The 21,498-nt window shown below is 65.2% G+C and carries 17 protein-coding genes, 1 tRNA gene and 1 pseudogene; 5 read left to right on the forward strand and 14 right to left on the reverse strand.

What is annotated here, in order from left to right; translation table 11 throughout:
• Positions 1-48 precede the first annotated feature (48 nt).
• Both QF206_RS04960 and QF206_RS04965 read right to left on the reverse strand, forming a co-directional pair.
• Positions 49-1,527, reverse strand: a complete 1,479-nt coding sequence (locus QF206_RS04960) for an APC family permease (protein WP_281488060.1) — start codon at positions 1,525-1,527, stop codon at positions 49-51.
• A 265-nt stretch (positions 1,528-1,792) separates the two neighbouring features.
• The gene (locus QF206_RS04965) at positions 1,793-2,029 is read right to left on the reverse strand and encodes a hypothetical protein (protein WP_281488061.1); all 237 of its coding nucleotides are present in this window, start codon (positions 2,027-2,029) and stop codon (positions 1,793-1,795) included.
• 103 nt (positions 2,030-2,132) lie between these two features.
• Here QF206_RS04965 and QF206_RS04970 point away from each other — a divergent pair, with 103 nt between their 5' ends.
• Genes QF206_RS04970 through QF206_RS04985 form a run of 4 tightly spaced genes read left to right on the forward strand, consistent with a single transcriptional unit; the run spans position 2,133 to position 8,284 of the window.
• Positions 2,133-3,512 carry a DNA cytosine methyltransferase gene (locus tag QF206_RS04970; RefSeq protein WP_281488062.1) on the forward strand — a complete coding sequence of 460 codons (1,380 nt, stop codon included), beginning with the start codon at positions 2,133-2,135 and terminating at the stop codon, positions 3,510-3,512.
• A gap of 19 nt (positions 3,513-3,531) precedes the next feature.
• Complete coding sequence (locus QF206_RS04975; protein ID WP_281488063.1) at positions 3,532-5,079, forward strand: ATP-binding protein; 1,548 nt, start codon at positions 3,532-3,534, stop codon at positions 5,077-5,079.
• Complete coding sequence (locus QF206_RS04980) at positions 5,076-7,307, forward strand: Z1 domain-containing protein (RefSeq protein WP_281488064.1); 2,232 nt, start codon at positions 5,076-5,078, stop codon at positions 7,305-7,307. Before QF206_RS04975 ends, QF206_RS04980 begins: the two co-directional genes overlap by 4 nt.
• Entirely contained in the window at positions 7,304-8,284 is a 981-nt protein-coding gene (locus tag QF206_RS04985; RefSeq protein WP_281488065.1) for a PD-(D/E)XK motif protein, read from the forward strand. Before QF206_RS04980 ends, QF206_RS04985 begins: the two co-directional genes overlap by 4 nt.
• A gap of 304 nt (positions 8,285-8,588) precedes the next feature.
• Here QF206_RS04985 and QF206_RS04990 read toward each other — a convergent pair whose 3' ends face one another.
• The 12 genes and pseudogenes from QF206_RS04990 to QF206_RS05045 form a co-directional block, all read right to left on the reverse strand.
• Positions 8,589-10,385 (reverse strand): ATP-dependent nuclease, encoded by a 1,797-nt coding sequence (locus QF206_RS04990; protein ID WP_281488066.1) that lies wholly within the window; start codon positions 10,383-10,385, stop codon positions 8,589-8,591.
• Between the two features lie 132 nt (positions 10,386-10,517).
• Positions 10,518-10,703: a TIGR02391 family protein gene (locus QF206_RS04995; RefSeq protein WP_281488067.1), complete on the reverse strand. Its 186-nt coding sequence runs from the start codon at positions 10,701-10,703 to the stop codon at positions 10,518-10,520.
• Between the two features lie 47 nt (positions 10,704-10,750).
• Positions 10,751-10,827, reverse strand: a tRNA-Pro gene (locus QF206_RS05000).
• Positions 10,828-10,917: 90 nt separating this feature from the next.
• Entirely contained in the window at positions 10,918-11,412 is a 495-nt protein-coding gene (locus tag QF206_RS05005) for an NUDIX domain-containing protein (RefSeq protein WP_340309587.1), read from the reverse strand.
• Between the two features lie 108 nt (positions 11,413-11,520).
• Positions 11,521-13,173, reverse strand: a complete 1,653-nt coding sequence (gene der / locus QF206_RS05010; protein WP_281488068.1) for a ribosome biogenesis GTPase Der — start codon at positions 13,171-13,173, stop codon at positions 11,521-11,523.
• Positions 13,174-13,218: 45 nt separating this feature from the next.
• A complete protein-coding gene (gene cmk / locus QF206_RS05015) occupies positions 13,219-13,890 on the reverse strand; it encodes a (d)CMP kinase (RefSeq protein WP_281488144.1) in 672 nt (223 codons plus the stop codon).
• A 77-nt stretch (positions 13,891-13,967) separates the two neighbouring features.
• Positions 13,968-15,059 carry a prephenate dehydrogenase gene (locus QF206_RS05020; protein WP_281488069.1) on the reverse strand — a complete coding sequence of 364 codons (1,092 nt, stop codon included), beginning with the start codon at positions 15,057-15,059 and terminating at the stop codon, positions 13,968-13,970.
• 410 nt (positions 15,060-15,469) lie between these two features.
• A pseudogene (locus tag QF206_RS05025) lies at positions 15,470-16,180 on the reverse strand (pseudouridine synthase); the annotation flags it as partial.
• A 176-nt stretch (positions 16,181-16,356) separates the two neighbouring features.
• The gene (gene scpB / locus QF206_RS05030; protein WP_281488145.1) at positions 16,357-16,971 is read right to left on the reverse strand and encodes an SMC-Scp complex subunit ScpB; all 615 of its coding nucleotides are present in this window, start codon (positions 16,969-16,971) and stop codon (positions 16,357-16,359) included.
• A 262-nt stretch (positions 16,972-17,233) separates the two neighbouring features.
• The gene (locus tag QF206_RS05035) at positions 17,234-18,136 is read right to left on the reverse strand and encodes a segregation and condensation protein A (protein WP_422785357.1); all 903 of its coding nucleotides are present in this window, start codon (positions 18,134-18,136) and stop codon (positions 17,234-17,236) included.
• Between the two features lie 133 nt (positions 18,137-18,269).
• The gene (locus QF206_RS05040) at positions 18,270-19,220 is read right to left on the reverse strand and encodes a ParA family protein (protein ID WP_281488071.1); all 951 of its coding nucleotides are present in this window, start codon (positions 19,218-19,220) and stop codon (positions 18,270-18,272) included.
• Between the two features lie 306 nt (positions 19,221-19,526).
• Entirely contained in the window at positions 19,527-20,219 is a 693-nt protein-coding gene (locus tag QF206_RS05045) for a helix-turn-helix domain-containing protein (RefSeq protein ID WP_281488072.1), read from the reverse strand.
• A gap of 168 nt (positions 20,220-20,387) precedes the next feature.
• On the opposite strand from QF206_RS05045, the gene QF206_RS05050 reads away from it, so the two are divergent.
• Positions 20,388-21,446 carry an alpha/beta hydrolase gene (locus QF206_RS05050; RefSeq protein ID WP_281488073.1) on the forward strand — a complete coding sequence of 353 codons (1,059 nt, stop codon included), beginning with the start codon at positions 20,388-20,390 and terminating at the stop codon, positions 21,444-21,446.
• The last annotated feature ends 52 nt before the right edge of the window (positions 21,447-21,498 follow it).

The raw sequence follows: 21,498 nt of genomic DNA on the forward strand, positions 1-21,498 counted from the left end.
GGCCGATCTTGAAGGGGTTCGGCCCACGCCGGGGCTGATGCGGCGAGGTCAGGAGGTCGCGGCCTGCGGCTGCGGCTCTTCCTCGTCGTCGGCTGCGGATTGCGTCGCGAGCACCGCGTACACCTCGGGCCTATTGCGCTTGAGGTAGAGCGCGCGAGCGATGCCACCGACCGCCGCGGCGATCGTGAGTGCGAACACGACCACGTTCACGACCGGGTCGCCGCCCGAGTACAGGTCGAAGTTCACGATGACCGCGACCGTCGCGGCGACGAGTCCGACGAACGCGAGTGCCGGCGCGATGGTAGTGCGCCACAGACCCTCGTCGGGGTGGGTGCGACGCAGGTAGCGCAGCACCGAAAGCGAGCAGAGCGCCCACAGCAGGATGATCGCGAGGAACCCGATCGCGCTGCCGAGCAGCAACAGCCCGGTGTAGGGGTCGACGTTGCCGAAGATGCAGAACAGCAGCACCGCGAGGGCGACGGCCGACTGCAGCATGCCGGCGACCCACGGCGACGAGGTCTTGGCGCCGGTGTGAGCGAAGACGCGCGGGATGATGCCTTCGCGGCCGAGCGTGAACACGTACCGGTTCGACGCGTTGTGCAGGGCGAGCAGGGCCGCGAACGCGCTGAGGATGAGCAAGATGTTCATCACCTCGTAAACCACCGGGTTGGTGAACACGGCGAAGAGCTGCACGACGAGACCCACCGGGTCATCGGCCGCAGCCGCGTCGATGCCATCGAAGCCGTAGGCCGTGAGCACGACGAGGGCCATGAAGCCATAGAAGAGTCCGATGAACGCGACGACGATGTAGGTGGCGCGGCGCACCGTGCGGGCGCCGCCCTTGACCTCTTCGGAGTAGATCGCGGTCGACTCAAAGCCCATGAACGCACCGAAGATCAGCGCGAACATCGCCGCGCTCTCGGGGCGCAGGATGAGGCCGGGGTTGAGTGCTTCGACTGGCACGGGGCCCGACTTATCGGAGGCGATCACGGCGATCGCGAGCACGACGAGCGCGAGGATCTCGAGCACCAGCACGGTGGCGAGCACCCGGGCGCTAGCGGTGATGCCGCGGATGCCGAAGAAGCCGACGATCGCGAGCACGACGAGGCCGTAGAACCACCACGGCAGCGTGACGCCGGTCCAGCGGGCGATGCTGTCGGCCGCGTAGACGCCGATGGCGCCGTACGTCGAGACCTGCAGCGCGTTGTAGGCAAGCACGGCGAGCATCGCGGATGCCGTGCCCGTCTCCTTGCCGAGACCCTTCGCGATGATGAGGTAGAACGCACCAGCGCTGCGGGCGTACTTCAGCATGGTATTCAACCCCACCGCGAACAGCGCCATCACCGCGGCCGCGACGATGTACCCGCCCGGCACCGCGGCGCCGCCCACGAGGAAGTGCAGCGGCATGACCGCCGCGACGAGGGTAAGCGGCGCAAGCGTCGCCAGTGCGGTGAAGACGAGTTCGGGCAGACTCATCGCACCCCGCGCCAGCGAGGTGTTGACGCTGCGTTGCGTCTCAACGGACATTACGAGACCCCTTCGGCTCAAGAACTTGTTCGCTATGCACTTTAGAGTGCGTGGGAAATAAGCACAACCGACGCACCGACAACCAACGGTGCGCACCAAGCGTCGAGCACGCGGCGGTGCAACCCGCGAGCGAGGGCGCTATGGAGCGCAGTTGCCGCTAACGCCCCAACGGCCGATCCTGTTGGGGGGATGCAGGACACATCGTGAATGGCGCTGGCACCGACTGCTCTCAATCCGCCTAGGGACCTCAGCAGACTGACAGGCGTTAGAAGGACCCAAACGTCTCGTCAAGGATCGCTTTTAGGGCTTTGGCCGCCGTGTAGTCAAAGTGCATACTCTGCGTCGGCGAAGCACCAGGCTTCGGGCCGCCCTCCGCATAGTTATAGAGGTAGAGGTAGACCGTGCCGTCGTCGCCGAGGACCCGCTGCACGTAGCCGTCAACTTCCGACTGTGGTGCCTTAACGTCCCGGTCACCGACAATGAACTTCCGCACTATCGCCACGACATCACCACCACGTAGGCCGCCACGCGGCCGACGGTACCCGAGAATGTCTCCGCTTGCCAATAGGCTGAGCGCTGCCAGCGATCAAAGGGTAGGAAACATGATGGAGCGTGACGCACGTTTTCGTTTCATAGATCTCTTCGCAGGTCTCGGCGGATTCCATATCGCGCTGCAAGGACTCGGCGGCCAAGGAGTCTTTGCCGCCGAGTGGGAGCCGACGCTCAATCGGTTGTATTCCCAGAACTTCCCCGGTACCGCGGTGTGGTCCGACGTGAACACCCTCGACGACGCGAGAGTCATACGTACCCAAGTACCAGAGCACGATCTCCTAACCGCGGGGTTCCCTTGTCAACCGTTTTCGAAAGCGGGCGAGCAACTTGGCTTCGCGCACACCCTTCAAGGTCAACTCTTCTTCAAAGTGCTAGACATTCTGAAAGTGAGACAGCCTCGCCGCTTCATTCTGGAGAACGTTCCGAACATCCTGCGGCATAAGCGGGGGGAGACTCTTGACACGATCCTCACAGAATTGAAGCAGGCCGGCTACACCGTCCAGTGGCGCAAATACTCCCCCCACGAGTTCGGGGTCCCACAGATCCGGGAGCGCGCATACTTTGTCGGATCCCTAGATGGACTTAGGGACTTCCAGTGGCCAGAGCCAACGCACCAGAAGACTGACATCCGAACCGTTCTTGACGATTCAGCTCTACCAAGCCGTGCGATTCCGCCCCAGACGCTCCGAGCGATTGACATGTGGGATGACTTTCTCCGACGTTCTCCCGCAGACGTGAAGCTTCCTTCGTTTCCGATCTGGTCCATGGAATTCGGCGCTACGTACCCATTTGATGATGAGGGAACGCCTCCGGCAATCTGGGCCGAGAAGGGCCCGCGCGAGCTTGATGGATTCATGGGGAGTTTTGGGCATGAACTCTCTGGACTTACACGCGAGCGTCAGTACGAACTGCTACCCAGCTACGCTCGCCGTGACGGGGACTACAGGTTTCCTACCTGGAAACGAGCTTTTATTCGTCAGAATCGAGACTTCTTCTGGACGAACCGTTCTTGGATCGCGCCCTGGATGGAAGCTTGGAAGCCCTGGGACTTACCGCAGAGCCTTCAGAAGTTTGAGTGGAACGCTCAAGGCGACGAACGCCGGATCGACAAGTTTGTCCTGCAGGTGAGAGCGTCGGGAATTCGAGTGAAGCGCACCACGACTGCCCCCAGTCTCGTCGCAATGACACACACGCAAGTTCCCATCCTTGGCAGCGACCTCGTCGGTGTACGGAGATACATGACGCCTCGTGAGTGTGCACAACTCCAAAGCCTTGGGGAGGTGAGACTGCCGGAGAGCGATCTCACGGCCTACAAAGCGCTTGGCAACGCTGTAAATGCGAGCGTGGTGAGGGCCATAGCTGAGCCACTCCTTCGTGGTCTAGTCAAGACCAAACCTGGGCTGGCCAGCGGTTCGACGAAGGCCGCTGCCTGAGGCGGAGATCCAAGCGCACGTGGACATAAACATCCGACCGGAAGTCAACATCCTGGGCGTGCTCAGACATCTGAACTACAAGCCCTGGTTCGCACTAGCGGAGTTCGTCGACAACTCCATCGCCAGCGCCCTGCAACACCGACTCGCATCCCCAGGCAGGCCGCTCCGAGTCACGATCGACTTGTACCCAGAGGATGGCGGCCGAGTCGTCATTCGCGATAACGCAGGAGGAATTGATCCTGCGGACTTCCCTCGTGCATTCCGCGCTGCACAGGCCCCCCCCGATCGCACGGGGCTATCTGAGTTCGGTATGGGCATGAAAAGTGCAGCTACCTGGTTCGCAAGAGAGTGGAAGGTAACCACCTCGGTCGCGGGCGATGCCGTTGAGCGAACAGTGCATTTTGATATTGATGAGATCCGCGATAACCAGCGGGACACTATCCACGTGCGCGAGGCACCCACGGAAGCGAACTCGCACTTCACAACAATCGAGTTGTTCCGGTTAAATCACATCCCACAAACCAAGACGCTAAGCAAGATCAAGGCTCACCTTTCCAGCATCTACCGCGAATTCCTTCGAACCGGAAACCTCGAGCTCGTGTTCCGAGGAGAGAAGCTAACGTTCGCAGAGGTTGAGCCCCTAGTTGCTCCACGCGCAAGCGATCCACGCGGTGCGGTGATGCGTTGGGTAAAGAAGATAGATTTCAGCCTCGACGAGACCCATCGTGTGTATGGGTTCGCGGGCCTGCGCGCCAAGGGTTCCACTGCCGAGGCTGGCTTTGCGCTAATGCGACGGGGCCGACTCATTCTGGGAAGTGCAGACGAAACATACCGTCCTGTAGAGATCTTTGGACGCTCGACAACGCACACCTACCAGCGTCTCTACGGCGAGTTGACCCTGGAAGGCTTCGAGGTGAGCCACACCAAAGACGGCTTCCGCTGGGACGGCTACGAGGATGCCTTCCTCGAGGCACTCGAAGCCGCCCTATCAGACGGCGATCTTGATCTCCTCAAGCAGGCGTCAAACTATCGCCTCCAGCCGATCGCCGACCATCGGAAGCCCGTAGAAGAAGCCGTCACCAAAGTCGCCACTTCTGTCGAGGAGCACTTCGACACGGTTGCGTCCAGAGTCATAGCTCAGCGGTCCGACGATGAAGAGCACATCCCAGACACTGTGACGCAGTCTCGTGACTTCGCTTCAATCAATCGTTCGGCTCAGGTCGTGCTGGAGGGCGAGGTTTGGACCGTGGACTTGGAGGCGACGCTTGAAGACGGAATACCCGATTGGATCGCAGTTGGCGCGGAAGTCCCCGGTGCGCACTCAGCCTCTCGACTTCCGGAGACACGGGTCAAAGTGACTGTCAGCCTCGCCCATCCCTTCAGCCGCAAGTTCCTCGGGGCGGCAAACGAGAACTCCGAGATGATCATGGCTTTCGCAGCCACGATCGGGTTGGCGCTCGCTCTTGGGAAGCGGAGCGGCGCCAAATCACACAGCGTCATCCGACGCATCAACGAACTCGCGCGAGAGACTTTCTCGAGTATCGACGGAACAGAGGACAAAGGGTGACAATCACAATCGCGCCGATGAATGCTGGGATGAATAACGCCTGGGAACCTGAGATCGGCGAGCGGACACAGCAGTTCATCGCATCCAAATCGAGCGGTCGGGGCGCGATCGACATGAGCACAGTGCTCACCGAAGCAAAATCGATCCTGGGCCACTGCATACCACCGACTGCGCCGGCAGGTAGTTCGGTTGTTCTGGTCGTCGGATATGTTCAATCCGGCAAGACTCTTTCGTTCACAACTCTTTCATCGCTCGCGGCCGACAATGGCTTCGGAGTCGTGATCCTCCTCGCGGGGACAACCACAAATCTCAAGGGCCAGAGCGAGGCCCGACTTCGAAAGGACTTTGGTCTTGACGAGTTACAGCGAAGCTGGAAGCTGTTTGACAACCCCGAAGTCAACGGTCCATCATTTCCCGCAATCCAATCTGCCCTAAAAAGTTGGAAGCGACATCGAGACGGAGCAGCTCTTCAGGAGAAGCCAGCGCTAGTACTGACCGTCTTGAAGCACGCGGGCCGCGTTGAGAACGCGGCGGCCGCGCTCAAGCGACTCGATTTGAGCGGTGTTCCGGTGTTGATAATCGATGACGAGAGCGACCAGGCAACACCCAATACTCGAGCGCGCAGGAACCGTCTCTCTGGCGCATCCGACGAAAGCCCAACCTACTCAGCGGTAGCAAGCCTCCGCGCGGCGCTCCCCCACCACTCGTTCGTCCAATATACGGCCACGCCCCAGGCGAACTTGCTCCTCGCTACTGCTGATCGGCTCGATCCACACTACGCCAAGGTTCTGTCCAGCGGGCCGGACTACACCGGCGGCCGTGCCTTCTTCCAAGACCGAGTCAAGGAGTTGGTAGTCGTGGTTCCGGACGCAGAGACCTACGACCCTCGCAACCCGCTGACCGAACCGCCGCAGGGCCTGCAGGATGCGCTAAGAGTGTTTCTCCTCGGCATTGCCGACGCGAGTCGAAAGGGAATCGAGGAGAACCGGTCAATGATGGTGCAGGCACATCAGAATACAGCGCCCCACCGGCAATATCGATCGTGGATCCGGCATCTCCTTGAAGACTGGCAAAAAGGTATCGAAGCCGGTGGCGAGTATCGGGACGAAGTCTTGGTCGGCTTTCAGGCTGCATACGAAGAACTGGCGAAAACCGTTGAAGAGTTGGGTACCTTCGAGGACCTAATCTCTCGCATCCCAGAACTCACCGAAGAGCTCCGCGTGGTTGAAGTCAATTCGACGCAGCAAGCGGAAAAGGATATCGACTGGACATCGGACTTCTACTGGCTGTTGATCGGCGGGATGAAGCTTGATCGCGGATTCACCGTTGAGGGCCTAACCGTCACGTACATGCCACGGCCCATCGCCGGCAACGCGGACGTCTTGCAGCAACGTGCACGATTCTTCGGATATAGAGCTGCCTACATTGATTACTGCAGGGTCTATCTTCGCTCAGATGCGCGAGACGCATTTGTCGATTACGTCGACAACGAAGAGTTCCTTCGCGCAGGACTGAAGCGCCACGAGGGCAAGCCTCTATCGGTGTGGAAGCGTGACTTTGTGCTGCACGGTCAATTCGCAAGTCCCACTCGCACCGCAGTCATCGGGCGGAGAGTAGCTCGAAGGCGGGCCAGTCGGCAATGGGCCTGGCCCAAGTGGATGCATCTCGGTGAAGATATCCGACTCGCCAACGAAGAATTGTTTGCCGCGGTTTTGGCGCGCACGCGGAACGAAGCAGTGGATGGAACCCTCTTTCCTGATGCTGTTGACCGTCGAAGCGGCAAGAGAAATCTCGCGGTCACCGGGATCGAACTCGAAGAAGCCCTGGAGTTCCTGCTCCAAATCCGCGCCGGGCACGCCGAAGACTCGATGCTGCTACAGGCGATCGCAATGCAGTTGGCTCGAGTCATCCGAGAGCCGAGAAACGATGATCCGAAATCGGCAGCGCTCGTCTTCATGAGCGAACTCGACGTTCCAGCCGGCCCCGGCCGTCAACTTAGCGTGGTTCAAGAGAACCTCCTCGTGGGTATGAACCCCTCGGGCGCCAGGGGCGCCGCGGTCAACTATTCGGGTGACCGGACGTTCCGTTCACCCGACGAGGTGACTATCCAACTGAGAACCCTCGCGCTCACTGACTCGCCGCCTCCGGGCGAAACCTACGATCGTGTCCCATGGTTCGCAGTGAGTTTCCCTGACGGCCTGAGCAACGACTGGTTCATTGAAACTTGAGCGACATCGCCGGTACAGCCGAGTTCATATTGGAGGCGTTCCATACGCTCGGGGACCGTCCGCTCGGGGACGGGGCGCTCGATGCACGACGCGTCCCTGACCGCCACGATGCCTTCGTGGCGGTTTCCGCGCACAAGGAACGCTTTGTCCTCTTCGAAGTCGACCAGGAAACATTCGTCGATGAGCGCCGCCTCAAGGCACTGCACATCCTGACGGGGGACAACTTCACAATCGTTGACGCCGCTAGCGACGAGGTGTTGCAGAGGCGCTTCGCCATGGTTGCGCTCCGGAGGGGCAATGACGACCTACTCTCGTCCTTCGCAGTAGTAGCGGCCGCGTTGCTTTCGACCCTGGCGGACAACCCCACTTCGGCGGAAATAGTCGACTTCCTCGATAGCCTGGCGGACTTGGTGGCTCAACGTGGCGTGATCGAGACATCGACCGTGACGGGGCTATGGGGCGAGTTGTGGTTGATCGCTTCTGCCGAGGACCCAACCCCGCTAGCGACGGCGTGGCATAGTACCCCTGGCGATCGTTTTGACTTCTCGCTGCCTAGCGCTCGCATCGAGGTAAAGACTACGGCTGGGTCCGTACGTAATCATGAGTTCGCTCTGGATCAATTGGCGATCGGAGATCCCAAGACAGTCTTGGTAGCCTCGCTGGCCATAGCCGACGATCCCTCCGGGCGTTCCGTCATCGACCTACTAGAAAGTCTGCTGCAACGATTGCCGGGACCGGTAGCTGCGCGAGTCAACCGAATCGCATTGCGCACGCTCGCAGGCGACATCGAGTCGGCGGAGGACTTTACTTTCGCGACTATCGGCGCAGAACCCTTCCTCGCGTTTGCCGCTAGCGATGTACCGCGACCCTTGGTGGCCCCGGGGTCTGGAATCACTAGCGTACGATTCCGATGCAATCTAGACGCTCTTACCCCCGTTGCTCGATCACTACCCGAATTCCTGGGTCTGTTGTCGTGACGGACGACTCGCTAAGCCACGCGGGTCCTGCTGACGTGGCGTGCAACCCTGATCTCGGCCGGTGTGCGATCGCCCAGTTCGGCATACAGGCGGTGGCTCTTCCAGCACTACAGCTTTCTAGGTGCAGCCGACGCCGGCCCACCAGTTCACTTGGTCGAGGGGCTGGGCCGGCGGGCGGGAGCACCTACATCCCTGAGCCGGAGATCCATGATCGAGGCTCCGGCATCAAGCTGGCTGGCACACCAAGATTCACCCTGGTGGATGCGACCTGCCAGGAGATCCCCGAGGCGTCTGCTCTACTCGGCTAACTGCCTGCGTTGACCCGCCTCGCCCCAGACGCGACGATGCGATCGACATGGCGCTGCGTGAGCGCGTTGCACTGCTCGCCTCTTTCTAGTGCAGCCTGAAGCCAACCCGGACCCTTTCGCACTGCGACCTCGGGTGCCAGGCGCTCGAGGTCCCCGTGTTCGACCAGGACCACGCCGGCTTCGTCGAGCTTTGTCAGCAGTTCGCCGGCCGCGGTCCTTGCTTCGCCGCGAAAGGCGGACATCCCGTGCTCTTTGACCGAGGCCCACGGCGAGGCAGTCGTTCGCAGTTGCGCCGCTACCGCGTCCTTAAACGACTTGGAGTAGGGCTCGCTCCGCTTGTCCGCGAGAAGCGCGGTGATGGCGTCGAGCACATGGCCAACGTTCGCCGGTTCGCGAGGCGCAGTCAGGTCGGCGGTAGCGACCTTCCAAAGCCGATCGAGCTCCTCGGTCCATACGCCACCGACCGATCCCACAAGCACTGACAACTTCGACTTGTCGGAGAGCATGTCCAGGTCGGGCGCAGCAACCACAGGCACATCTACCGCTGATAGGGCCGAGCAGACCTTCGCCATTCCATCTTTTCCGCCCGTAGGAACGAACAGAATTTCGTTCCGGGGAAGAGGGCCATCAGCCCGACTAGGGCAGTCGAGCGCAGCTGCCAAAAACGCACAGTCACCTTCTGCTTCGGCGACCACGACCATGCGATGGAAAAGGCCGTCGAGAACATTGGTGTATTTGAGAACCGGATCAGTCCACAGCGCGCGTAGTTCAGCCGCGCCGAGTCGACTCGCCCGCGTTGGGCCGTCGCTTCGCGCGAGCCGCACCACGGAAACGTCAACCCCGGACTGCAGTAGGCCCGTTAAGAGGCCACGATCATGCGTCGCCAGCACGATCTGGAGCTTCTCACGGGCGGCTATCCGGCCGAGTTCGGCACCCAGCGCCTGCGCCTGGGGCGGGTGAAGAAATGCTTCGGGCTCGTCGATGAGTAGGAGCTTGTACGACGCCGTCACCACGGGCAGAAGCTGGCCCATCAGGCTGCGCATCCCATCGCCTTGCTCGTCGAGTGGCCGTAACTCCGCCATCCTGTCGCGATACGCCTGGGAGATGTCGTCAATGCGTGGGGGTTCAAGACCCACGCTGCCCACGCGCAGCCTAAGTGTCCTCCCAAGACCATCCAGCGTCAGGGGCTTGCCAAAGATCTCTTCGGAGACAGCGCTCAACTCATCGAGCAGGGCCTTCGAGTCTTGAAGACGATGGACAGGATGTTGCGGCGGATCATCTACGTTCTCGCGCATTTCAGCCGCCCCGCCGATGCCGAAACGGCCCTGCGCATTCCCGTAGAAGACCAAGAAATTTGCCAGTTCTCCGAGCTCAGCTGGAGGGTGGGTATTCCAGCCCCGAAGGAGTTGGGATGGATTTACGACACCAGTTTGGGCCCGCTGAAAGCCCGCGGTCGAATCTCGCTGAATGAACGTCGAGTTCTCTCCGACCCATGAGATCACGTCGGCAGCCGTTCCGCTGGTAGCCAGCGTCAGGGACTCGACTGCGATCCGAGGCACCTCTGGATGACCGGGGCGATGAGCGAGCTTCTCCCACGCCTCCCGCAGTACCGTCGACTTCCCCGCGTTATTTGCGCCAACGACCGCCGTTACACCAGCACGCTGCAGAGGGATGGACTCGCCGCCGATCAAGTTGATGGACTGAACCACGAAACTAAAGTCATTTGCTTGTCCATTGAACAAAGCCGAGTTGCTCGGAAAGGCAGCCTGGAGTCGCTCTTGCCAGTGCTTCACATCTCCAGAGTGCCAGACTCGAGACGCGCATGGCGGCAATAGACGCGCAGCGCTGCATGAGGGCGCACCACGCACATCCGGCGTCAATTCCGTAAAGCGGGGCCTGCGAGCCCCGGAAAACCCAGACATGAATCACGGGCTTGACTTCCGTTGGGTCGGCATGGCATATCTCACACACGCGTCGCGCACGCGCGCGAGGTAGCTGTGGGCGGCGAGACGTTCCATCGCCCCTTGCTCGTCCAGTTCGTCTTGCGTATGGGTCGTCACGTTTCGAACCGTCAGATTCAGGCCGGTCGCGAGCGCATTTGGCCAGCACATGGGCGCTAGCTCCACAAGCAGCGATAGTGAGAGAGTTTCAACTTATTTGGTCGGGCTGACAGGATTTGAACCTGCGACCCCTTGACCCCCAGTCAAGTGCGCTACCAAGCTGCGCCACAGCCCGATGCCCCAAGCACGCTCAGAGCAACCTGTCTATAGTAGCGCGGTTCCTGAGTCGACTTGCGCACTCTCGAGTGCAGCGCGCGAGAAGGCACTAGGGAACTTCGCGGCTAAGGCGCTCGTGCAGTGCGGGCCAGGCGGCTGCGAAGCCGGGGTGCAGGGGCAAGCTGCCGACATCCGCGGTGGGAACCCAGCGGAGGGCTTGGCTCTCGAGGTCGGCGATGCGGGCCTCGAAGGGGTGCTCGACGGTGACGGCGACTGTCGTGTACGACCAGAAGCCGAGGTCGAGCACGGTCTCGAAGAGGGGGCGCACAGCATCCGCGGGCACGCCTGCCTCTTCCTCGGCCTCGCGGAGGGCGGCGTCGTAGGCCGACTCGTGCTCGTGGCGGGCGCCGCCGGGCAGGCCCCAGGTATCGCCGAAGTGGCTCCAGGTGGCGCGGTGCTGCAGCAGAATCCCGCGCGCGGGGTCGATGGCGAGCAAGCCGGCCGCACCGAAGCGGCCCCAGAAGCGGCGTCCGTCGGGGCCGGTGACCCAGGCGTCCGCAGGGTCGCGTGGCCCGAGGGGCGGCGGAGCCTGCTGCTGGGTCATCGTCTCAGTCTGCCGCACTCGGCTGAACGGCGAGCGAGCGACGGCGGTGCGTTACGCGACTCCCCCCAGGCGCAGCATCCGTTCGGCGCTGGCGATCGACAAGCCCGGCTAGCGCTTGCGCTTCTCGCGCACGCGCATGTTCACCACGATCGGGGTGCCCTCGAAGCCCCACAGCTCGCGCAGCTTGCGCTGGATGTAGCGGCGGTAGCCGGGGTCGAGGAAGCCGGTGGTGAACAGCACGAACGTCGGCGGGCGGGTCGAAGCTTGCGTGCCGAAGAGGATGCGCGGCTGCTTGCCGCCGCGCACGGGGTGCGGGTTCGCGGCGGTGAGCTCGGCGAGGAACGCGTTGAACTTGCCGGTCGGGATGCGGGTATCCCACGAGTCGAGTGCGAGCTCGAGCGCGGGCACGAGCTTCTCGAGGTGGCGACCGGTACGGGCCGAGATGTTGACGCGCGGCGCCCACGACACGTGACCAAGGTCTTGCTCGATCTCGCGCTCGAGATACCGACGGCGCTCATCGTCGAGCAGGTCCCACTTGTTGAAAGCGAGCACGAGCGCGCGGCCCGATTCGAGCACGAGGTCGATGATGCGCACATCCTGCTCGCTGATCGGCTCGGTCACGTCGATGATCACGACGGCGACCTCGGCCTTCTCGAGCGCGGCGCTCGTGCGCAGGGTGGCGTAGAAGTCCGCACCCTTCTGCAGGTGCACGCGGCGACGGATGCCGGCGGTGTCGACGAAGCGCCAGATGCGCCCGCCGAGCTCCACCTGCTCATCCACCGGGTCGCGAGTTGTACCCGCGAGCTCGTTCACGACGACGCGCTCTTCACCGGCTGCCTTGTTGAGCAGGCTCGACTTGCCGACGTTCGGGCGGCCGAGGATCGCGACGCGCCTTGGCCCGCCGTACTCCTCCTTCGCCACCTTCGACACCTCGGGCAGCACCTTGAGCACCTTGTCGAGCAGGTCGGCAACGCCGCGGCTGTGCAGGGCGGAGACCGGCCACGGCTCCCCCAGCCCCAGGCTCCACAGCGCGGAGGCCTCGAAGTCTTGCCGGGGGTCGTCGGCCTTGTTCGCGACGAGCAGCACGGGCTTCTTGGCGGAGCGCAGCATCCGCACCACGTGCTCGTCGGTGGCGGTCGCGCCGACGTTCACGTCGACGACGAACAGCACGGCGTCGGCGAGGTCGACGGCGACCTCCGCCTGCGCCGCCACCGAGGCGTTGATGCCCTTGGCATCGGGCTCCCACCCGCCGGTGTCGACCACCGTGAAGCGGCGCCCGTTCCACTCGGCCTTGTACGACACCCGGTCACGGGTGACGCCCGGCACGTCTTCGACCACGGCCTCGCGGCGGCCGATGATGCGGTTGACCAGCGCCGACTTGCCCACGTTGGGGCGGCCGACGATCGCGAGCACCGGCAGCGCGGGCATCGTGATGATGCCGTCTTCGCCGACCGTGACGCCCTCGAGCAGGTCGAGGTCTTCGTCTTCGAGCTCGTACTCCTCGAGCCCGGCGCGCAGCGAGCGGGTGCGGGCCTCGGCATCCGCTTCGTCGATGCTGGCGAGGCGCTCGGCGAAGGCCTCGTCATCGGCGGCGGGCTCGAAGGCGCTGTCGTCGAACTCGCCGGCATCATGCTGGGCGCCGTCGAACTCCGCGCCGTCGAATTCTGTGGCGTCGGCAGCGCTGTCTGCAGCCAGGTCGGCGGCGTCGAAGCCGCGCCCGGTGGCGAAGTCGTCGCGCGGGGTGTCGTGGTCAGCAGTCATGGGTGATCCTGTTCGTGGGCCCCGCCGCCGCGCTCGTGCGGGCGGTCAGTTGCGGTCGGTCGCCATCGTGGCGCGCACCAGGTCGGTGACAGCGCGCACGGTCTCGTCGAAGGTCAGGTGGGTCGAGTCAATCGTGACCACTCCGTCGGCGGCCGACATGAAATCGACCACCTGCGAGTCGAGCCGGTCTCTCGCACCGAGTTGTTCGGCGACGAGGTGCTCGGGCTGCGTGCCCGCGAGCTCCGCCGAACGCCTCGACATTCTAACGTCTTCGTCTGCAGTCAACAGAATGCGGGCGGGCGCCTCGGGCGCGACCACCGTGGTGATATCGCGGCCCTCGGTGATGATTCCCGGACGCTCGGTCGACGCCATGATCTCGCGGAAGATCGCCGTCAACCGCTCGCGCACCGCCGGCACTCGCGCGATCGCGCTCACCACGGCCGAGATGCGGGGCTCACGGATGTCGTCGGTCACGTCGTGCCGGCCGACCCGCACGTAGTAACGGTCGGGGTCAGTGCCGATCGCGTAGTCGAAGCCAGGCACTGCGTCGGTGACGTCGTCGGGGTTGTGCAGGTCGACGCCCTGCTCGACGCAGTACCAGGCGAACGCGCGGTACGCGGCACCGGTGTCTTGGTAGGCGAACCCGAGCTCGCGCGCGGCGGCCTTGCTCACCGACGACTTGCCGCTGCCGGCCGGTCCGTCGATCGCGACGATCATGGGGGCGGATGCCGCGGGCTGCGCGTGCGCGGCCGCGTCATGTTGCTGAGGCTCGTGCTGGGATTTGCCTTGGGCGCTCATGCCGACACCGCCGCGATGCGCCAGCCGCGCGCCTCGAGCTCGCTGACGAGCTTGTGCTCGACCTCGGGCAGCACGGCGAGCTCGGCGAGGCCGATCTGCGCGCCCGGCGAGTGCTCGAGCCGGAGGTCTTCGAGGTTCACGCCGACCTCGCCCACCTCGGTGAGCAGCTTCGCGAGCTGGCCGGGGCGGTCGTCGACCATCACCACAAGCTGCGCGAAGCGACGGTCCTGGCCGTGCTTGCCCGGAATGCGGGCGACTCCGGTGTTGCCGACCGCGATGGCCTCGGCGATCGTGCGGCGAGAGCCCCCGGCATCCGGTTCGTCGAGTGCGGTGATGACCGCGTCGAGGTCGTCACGCAGTCCCCGCAGCACCTCGGCGACCGGGCTCGCGTTCGCACCGAGGATCTGCACCCACAAGCCCGGGTCACTCGCGGCGATGCGCGTGACGTCGCGCAGCCCCTGCCCGGTGAGGCCGAGCGCGGCATCCGGCCCGTCGACGAGACGCGCGGCCATGAGCGAGGCGACCACCTGCGGCGCGTGCGAGACGAGCGCGACCGCTTCGTCGTGCGTCTCGGCAGTGAGCTCGATCGGCACCGCCCCGAGGTCGAGGATCATGTCTTCGATCGCGGCGGCGCGCTTGTAGGTGATGTCGTCGTGGCCGGCGAGCACCCACGGGCGGCCAAGGAACAGGTCGGCGCGAGCGGCGATGGGGCCGCCGCGCTCCCGCCCGGCCATGGGGTGCGTGCCGAGGTAGCGGCTGAGGTCGGCGCCCATGGCGCGCAGTTGCTCGAGCGGGCCGAGCTTGACGCTCGCGACGTCGGTCACGAGCGCGTTCGGGTAGGCGGCGAGTTCGGCGGCGACTACCCGCGCGGTGACGTCCGGCGGCACGGCGACGACGATGAGTCCAGGGTTGTCGCCCTCGGCGGGTGCACGGCCGGCGCCGTAGTCGATCGCGAGCTGCTGCGCCGACGGCGACACATCGGCGACGATCACATCGACCCCGTGGTCGCGCAGCCCGAGTCCGATGCTCGCGCCGAGCAGGCCGCTGCCGACGATGCGCACCTGTTCGTTGAGGCGCCGTTCGCTCACTGCTGTCTTCCTCGTTTCTGGTTGCTGCGGGCCGTGCCGCGGGGCTGGCTGCCGCGTTGTTGCTGGCTGCGTGATGAGGCGGTCTTGGACTGGCGACCACCGGCGGATGCCTGCCGCTTCGCGGACTTTACTCTCGCAGATTCCCGGCCACCGGTCTTCGCGCTGCCTGCGTTGCGGCTGCCATCGCGCTTCGCGGCGGGCTTGCGGTCGCGGGTCTTGTCCGGCTCGCGGTCACGTTCGGTGCGGGCGCCAGTACGCGCGCCACCACCTGAACCGGTGCGGCGCTCCCCCGCTGACTCACGCCGACCCCTGCTCTCGCGGCCACCGTCGCGCGTCTGGTCGCCCTTGCCGGGCTTCTGCTTCGGACGGTTCCGCGCCTTTCGACGCTCCTGTCGTGCCGCTCTCTCGGGGTCGCGAGCGAGCGTGAGCAGCGCCCCGAGTTCGGCCTTGGTCAGCTCGCGCAGCTGCCCCTCACGGAGGGTTCCGAGGTGCAGCGGGCCGAATTGGCGCCGCACGAGGGCCTTCACGGGGTGACCGACAGCATCCAGCATCCGTCGCACGATGCGGTTGCGGCCCGAGTGCAGGGTCAGCTCGACGAGGCTCTCGCCACGGGCCGATCCGGCGAGCACGCGGGCGTTGTCGGCGGCGATCGGGCCATCGTCGAGCTCGATGCCGTCGAGCAGCCGCTTGATCGTGGCTGGGCTCACGTCTCCGGCGACACGGGCGATATAGGTCTTGGTGACGCCGAACGACGGGTGGGCGAGCACGTGCGCGAGCTCGCCGTCGTTGGTGAGCACGAGCAGCCCGCTGGTGGCCTGGTCGAGGCGACCCACGTTGAAGAGGCGCTCCTCGTAGCCGGCGGTGAAGCGGGTGAGGTCGGGGCGGCCCTGCTCGTCGCTCATCGAGCTCACGACGCCGACGGGCTTGTTGAGCATGAGGTATCGCTTAGTGGTGTCGAGCTGCAGCGCGGTGCCGTCGAGCGTGACGCGGTCGATCGCAGGGTCGACGCGGCGACCGGGCTCCATTACGACTTCGCCGTTGACAGCGACCCGACCCTGGGCGATGTGCTGCTCGCATACGCGCCGCGATGCGACGCCGGCGGCGGCCATGACTTTTTGCAGGCGCTCGCCTTGCGGGGCGGTGTCGGCTGTACTGTTGCCGACTGATTGCGCGTCTGGGCGCGCAGACGCTTCTTCGGCGCTCCCCCGACGGTGCTCCGATTCGTCCTGGTGATCCAGCTCGTGCCTGTGCTCGTGCCCCTGCTCACTCGTCCGCGCGCGCTCGTCATCGCGATGCATCAGCTCGCGCGCTCCTCGAACCCAGCGGTCCCGTCGTCGAGCAGCGGCGAAATCGGCGGCAGCTCGTCGATCGAGTTGATGCCGAGCTGCTGCAGCATCAGGTCGGTGGTGGCGTAGTGGATCGCGCCGGTCTCGGCGTCCGTGAACGCCTCGGTGATGAGCCCGCGGCCGAGCAGGGTGCGCACGACCGAGTCGACGTTCACCGCGCGGATCGCGGCGACCTGACCGCGCGAGATCGGCTGCTTGTACGCGATCACCGCGAGCGTCTCGAGCGCCGCCTGCGACAGCTTCGTCGGCGTCTGCGTCAGCACGAACCCGCGTACGGCATCGTCGTACTCGCTGCGCACATAGATGCGCCAACCTCCCGCGACCTCGCGCAGTTCGAATCCGCGACGGATGCCGGGGGCACTCGCCGGGGCCGCGCCGTTGTTGGAGCCGGTGTCGGTGCCGGCCTCACCGTCGCCGGTGCCAGCCTCGCCCGCTACGACCGGCCCGGGTGCGACCTCGCCGTCGTAGTCAGCCTTCAGCCTCGCGATGGCGTGGCGCACTTCGCGCACGGGGCGCCCAAGTGCCGACGCGAGCGACACGACACTCTGCGGTTCGTCGGCGACCATGAGGATCGCCTCGAGCACGCGTTCGAGATCGCCCTCGAATCGAGTGGCCTCGCCTCGGTCATCTGCGTCGGTCTCAGTGCCGGCGGGATCGGTCTCAGTGCCGGCGGGATCGGTCTCGGTGCCGACGACATCGGCACCCGCATCGCCTCTGGCTGCAGCCCTTGCATCTGCATCGCCTGCACCCACCGCGACCGCGTCATCGACCGTCGCGGCGTCAGCGCGGGGCGCTGCGCCGGCAGTCACGGCATCCGTGCGATCGCTGTCAGTTGTCATAGTCGGCCCCAAGGTTGGCGAGTTGTTCCTCAGACCAGTGTTCCGCAGTCCACCTGATGGTCAATTCTCCGAGCGGTTCGAGTTGCTCGAACGAGATCGACGCGTGCCGGTAGAGCTCGAGCACCGCGATGAACCGCGCCACGACCACGCCGCGCTGCTCGACCCCCGCGATGAGTTCGCGGAACGTCAGCGCACCGGCACTGCGCAGCAGCGTGACCACGTTCGCCGCCTGCTCGCGGATGCTGACGAGCGGCGCGTGCAGGTGATCGAGCCCGACCGTCGGAATCTCCCGCGGCGTGAGCGCGAGCAGCGCGAGAGCGGCGAAGTCGTCGAGACTGAGCGTCCACTTGAGTTCGGGCGTCTGCTTGCGGAACTTCTCCTCAAGCCGCACCGAGCGGTACTTGCGGTGCCCCTCAGCCTCGAAGTGCTGCTCGAACCACTGCGCGGCCTCTTTGAACGCGCGGTACTGCAGCAGGCGGGCGAAGAGCAGGTCGCGCGCCTCGAGCAGCGCGACGTCTTCGGCGTCGACGAGCTCGCCCTGCGGCAGCAGCCCCGCCACCTTGAGATCGAGCAGCGTGGCCGCGACCACGAGGAATTCGCTCGCCTCGTTGAGCTCCTCGTCGGTGTCGAGGCCCTTGAGGTACGAGATGAACTCGTCGGTGACCTTGCTGAGCGACACCTCGGTGATGTCGAGCTCGTGCTTGGTGATCAGCGAGAGCAGCAGGTCGAATGGTCCGCTGAAGTTGTTGAGGGTGAGGCGGAATCCGGATGCCGGGGCCTCGCCCTCAGCGTCGGTGCGGGCGTCGCCCGCGGGTTCGGCGTCCGCGGGTCCCGCATCCGCGGATTGGGCGTCGCCGGCGCGCTGGCTGCCGGTTCTGGTCTCGGTGCCCACTGCTACGGAGCTCGGCGTGGCGTCGCTCACCGCGTCCGGGCGCGACGCTGTGTCGATGACCGCCGTGTCGGTCGGCGATGCAGCCGAGCCGGGGGTGGCGGCATCCGTCTCGGTCTTGGCCTGCTCAGCCGCGCTAGGCGGCTGCGCCACGGAAGATCAACTCTCGCGCGAGCTGCTTGTACGCCTTCGCCGCGGCGTGCTCGGGTGCGAACTCGGTGATCGGCGCACCGGCGACGCTCGCGTCGGGGAACTTCACGGTGCGTCCGATCACAGTCTCGAGCACCTTGTCACCGAACGCGTCGACCACGCGCTCAAGCACCTCGCGGGCGTGGAGCGTTCGCGAGTCGAACATGGTGGTGAGGATGCCGTCGAGCTCGATCGCCGGGTTGAGGCGGTCGCGCACCTTGTCGACGGTCTCGATGAGCAGCGCCACTCCGCGCAGCGCGAAGTACTCGGCCTCGAGCGGAATCAGCACCCCGTGCGCGGCAGTGAGTGCATTGACGGTCAGCAGACCGAGCGAGGGCTGGCAGTCGACCAGGATCACGTCGTAGTCGTCGACGACCTGACGCAGCACGCGAGCGAGGATCTGCTCGCGTGCGACCTCGTTCACCAGGTGCACCTCGGCCGCCGAGAGGTCGATGTTCGCTGGGACCACGTGCAGGTCGGGCACGGCGGTCTCGACGATCGCCTGCTTGGCGTCTTTCAGGTTGCCGATGAGCAGGTCGTAGATGTTGGGCACATCGTGCGTCTGCACGCCGAGACCGGCGGAGAGCGCGCCCTGTGGGTCGAAGTCGACGGCGAGCACGCGGCGACCGTAGGCGGCGAGCGAGGCGCCGAGGTTGATGGTCGTGGTGGTCTTGCCGACCCCGCCCTTCTGGTTGCAGAGGGCGATGATGCGGGCGGGACCGTGGCTCTTCAGTGGGGCCGGAGCGGGAAAGTCGCGCAGCGGCTTGCCGGTGGGGCCGACCTTGGCTGCGGACTTTTCGGCGTTCTTGGGCTTGCTGTTATTGGAGTTGCTCGAACGGGCGGGCGACGTCTCGGCGACGTCTGGCAGGACGGCTGAGGTATCGCGCGGAGCAGTCATGAAACGAGCCTAACGGCGGGTTTTCAACACCCTTGACAGCACACGGCCCGCTCCGCTAAGTCACCTCAACCCGTGGTCGAAGGTTGCGGCGCGCGGGCCGCTCGCTCGTTGCTCGCAACCGGCAGGGGCTCAAGTCGGCGAGGGTTTGACTCGCTGGCCCCGGATAGAACCACCGCCAGCGACTCAAACCATCGCCGACACCGCACGCGCGGCTCCAAGTTGCCGGGGAGGGGCGACTTCCAAGCCACGGGCCATCGCCCCCCGTGACCGCACAGCGGTCGCGCGAGCGTGGCGCACGCGGGCGCCTCAGCGGGCGGGCATGACGATCGTCGATAAGTAGCGGCGCGTGCGGATGCCGGTGCCTGCAGCCTCGGCATCCGGTGCCGCGGTCATCGCCTCGCCAGCGCCACGGCCGTCGTCGCGCTTGGCCTCGGTCTCGCCGTCCGCCGCCCGAAGGTCGGCGGCGGCGGCCGCTTCATCCCCTCCGGCGAGCGCGTCGTAGCGACCGATGACCTCGCTGAACTCGCGGAGCATCGCGACGAGCTCGTCGTCGGTGAGCATGAGAGCCCGCTGGCGGTAGCCGACCAGATCGCGGGCCAGGTCGAGCCCGTCGGCTTGCGAGCCCGAGTCGAGATAGCGGTCGTAGTCGGCGAGCAGTCCGGCGACGAAGGTCGCGAACAGCCGCCGATGATCGTCGACCGAGAGCTCACGCGCCCGCTCAGCGTCTACGGATGCCGCCTCTTCGACCAGTGCGTAGGTGCGCTCCGTCGCCCCACGCACCTGCTGCTCGGCCACTACCGTGAGCACTCCCCCTGCAGCGAGCGCGGCGATCTGCCGGTAGAGCGTGGCTGGCGCCACGTCGCCGAGCTCGTCGCGGAGCTCGGCCGTGGTGAGCGAGCGTCCGCCGAGCAGCGCCTGCACGACCCGGAGGCGCACCGGGTGCGACAGCACCTCGGTCGCCGACATCGCGCCCGTCGCCTTCGCTCGCGACTCCCCCATGACTGCTCCTCCGCTCACCGCTCAACTGAGACGCACCGAGTCCGACCGAACCGCCTCCGGAGGCGCTCACCACACTCGGCTTGCGCACAACGTTATCAATACTGATAATAGTCTCACTAGCGATAACAACCGTAACCCCAGAACCCTCAGCAGTCGAAAGGACCCCTCGTGGCCGACCGCACCATCAATTTCGAATCGAACGGAACTCGCTTCGAGGGAACCCTCGCGCTGCCCGCGGGCGACGCTCCGTACCCGGCCGCGCTCATCATCCCCGGCTCGGGTCCGGTCGATCGCGACTCGAGCATCAAGCAGCTTCCGCTCGATATCACTCGCCAACTCGCCGAGGCGCTGCGCGAGCGCGGCATCGCATCCCTGCGCTACGACAAGCGCGGCGTCGGAGCCTCGGGTGGCGAGTTCCTCAGCGCCGGGTTCTACGACGGGGTGACGGATGCCGCAGCCGCGCTCGAGGCGCTCCGCAACGCTCCCGAGGTCGACGCCGACCGCGTGATCGTCGTGGGCCACAGTGAGGGAGCCCTCGTCGCGGGCGAGCACGCAGCAGGTTGGCCGGTTGCCACTCGGAACGCGGTACCGGCGGCCGCGGCGAACGGCACCACCGGCGGAGCAAGCACGAGCGACGAGGTGGCGGCATCCGCTGCAGCATCCTCTTTGGCATCCATCGAAGCCGTGCTCGGTGAGGGCACCGCCCAGAAGTTGCGTGGTGTCGTGCTGCTGAGCGCCTCAGCACAGCCGGGCAAGACGCTGCTCGCGTGGCAGGCGGCCAAGATCGCGCCGAGCCTTCCAGGCTGGGTGCGGTTCGTGCTCAAGCTCATGCGCACCGACCTGGTCGAGAAGTCGCGCAAGACGCACGAGAAGATCGGTGCGAGCACGGCAGACGTGATGCGCATCGAAGGGCGCAAGATCAACGCGAAGTGGATGCGCGAGTTCGTCGCGCACGACCCGAGCCTGTCGTACTCGAAGATCACGGTGCCCGTGCTCGCGATCACCGGCGAGAAGGATCTGCAGACGCCGGTTGGCGACCTCGACGTGATCCGCGACAGCGTGGCGGGGCCGGTCACCACGATCGCGATGCCGAAGCTGAGCCACATCCTGCGAACGCAGGAGGGCGAGCCGTCGCTGGCGGACTACCGCAAGGACGTCAAGCGCCCCGTGGATGCCGAGCTGCTCGCGCGCGTCGCCGACTGGTCGGCCGCGATCCTCGGCGCCTGAGCGTCTGGCGCTGTTCGCTCATCCCTCGTCGCTAGTCGGGTCGGCGTCGGTT

This window comes from Ruicaihuangia caeni, assembly GCF_029952955.1.
GTDB lineage: Bacteria > Actinomycetota > Actinomycetes > Actinomycetales > Microbacteriaceae > Ruicaihuangia > Ruicaihuangia caeni.

Excerpts from the sequence above, each read along its gene's own strand:
- QF206_RS04960 (WP_281488060.1), bottom strand. The coding sequence starts at position 1,527 with ATGTCCGTTGAGACGCAACGCAGCGTCAACACCTCGCTGGCGCGGGGT.
- QF206_RS04970 (WP_281488062.1), top strand. The coding sequence starts at position 2,133 with ATGGAGCGTGACGCACGTTTTCGTTTCATAGATCTCTTCGCAGGTCTC.
- QF206_RS04995 (WP_281488067.1), bottom strand. The coding sequence starts at position 10,703 with ATGTGCTGGCCAAATGCGCTCGCGACCGGCCTGAATCTGACGGTTCGA.
- QF206_RS05005 (WP_340309587.1), bottom strand. The coding sequence starts at position 11,412 with ATGACCCAGCAGCAGGCTCCGCCGCCCCTCGGGCCACGCGACCCTGCG.
- der (WP_281488068.1), bottom strand. The coding sequence starts at position 13,173 with ATGACTGCTGACCACGACACCCCGCGCGACGACTTCGCCACCGGGCGC.
- cmk (WP_281488144.1), bottom strand. The coding sequence starts at position 13,890 with ATGATCGTCGCGATCGACGGACCGGCCGGCAGCGGCAAGTCGTCGGTG.
- scpB (WP_281488145.1), bottom strand. The coding sequence starts at position 16,971 with ATGGTCGCCGACGAACCGCAGAGTGTCGTGTCGCTCGCGTCGGCACTT.
- QF206_RS05040 (WP_281488071.1), bottom strand. The coding sequence starts at position 19,220 with ATGACTGCTCCGCGCGATACCTCAGCCGTCCTGCCAGACGTCGCCGAG.
- QF206_RS05045 (WP_281488072.1), bottom strand. The coding sequence starts at position 20,219 with ATGGGGGAGTCGCGAGCGAAGGCGACGGGCGCGATGTCGGCGACCGAG.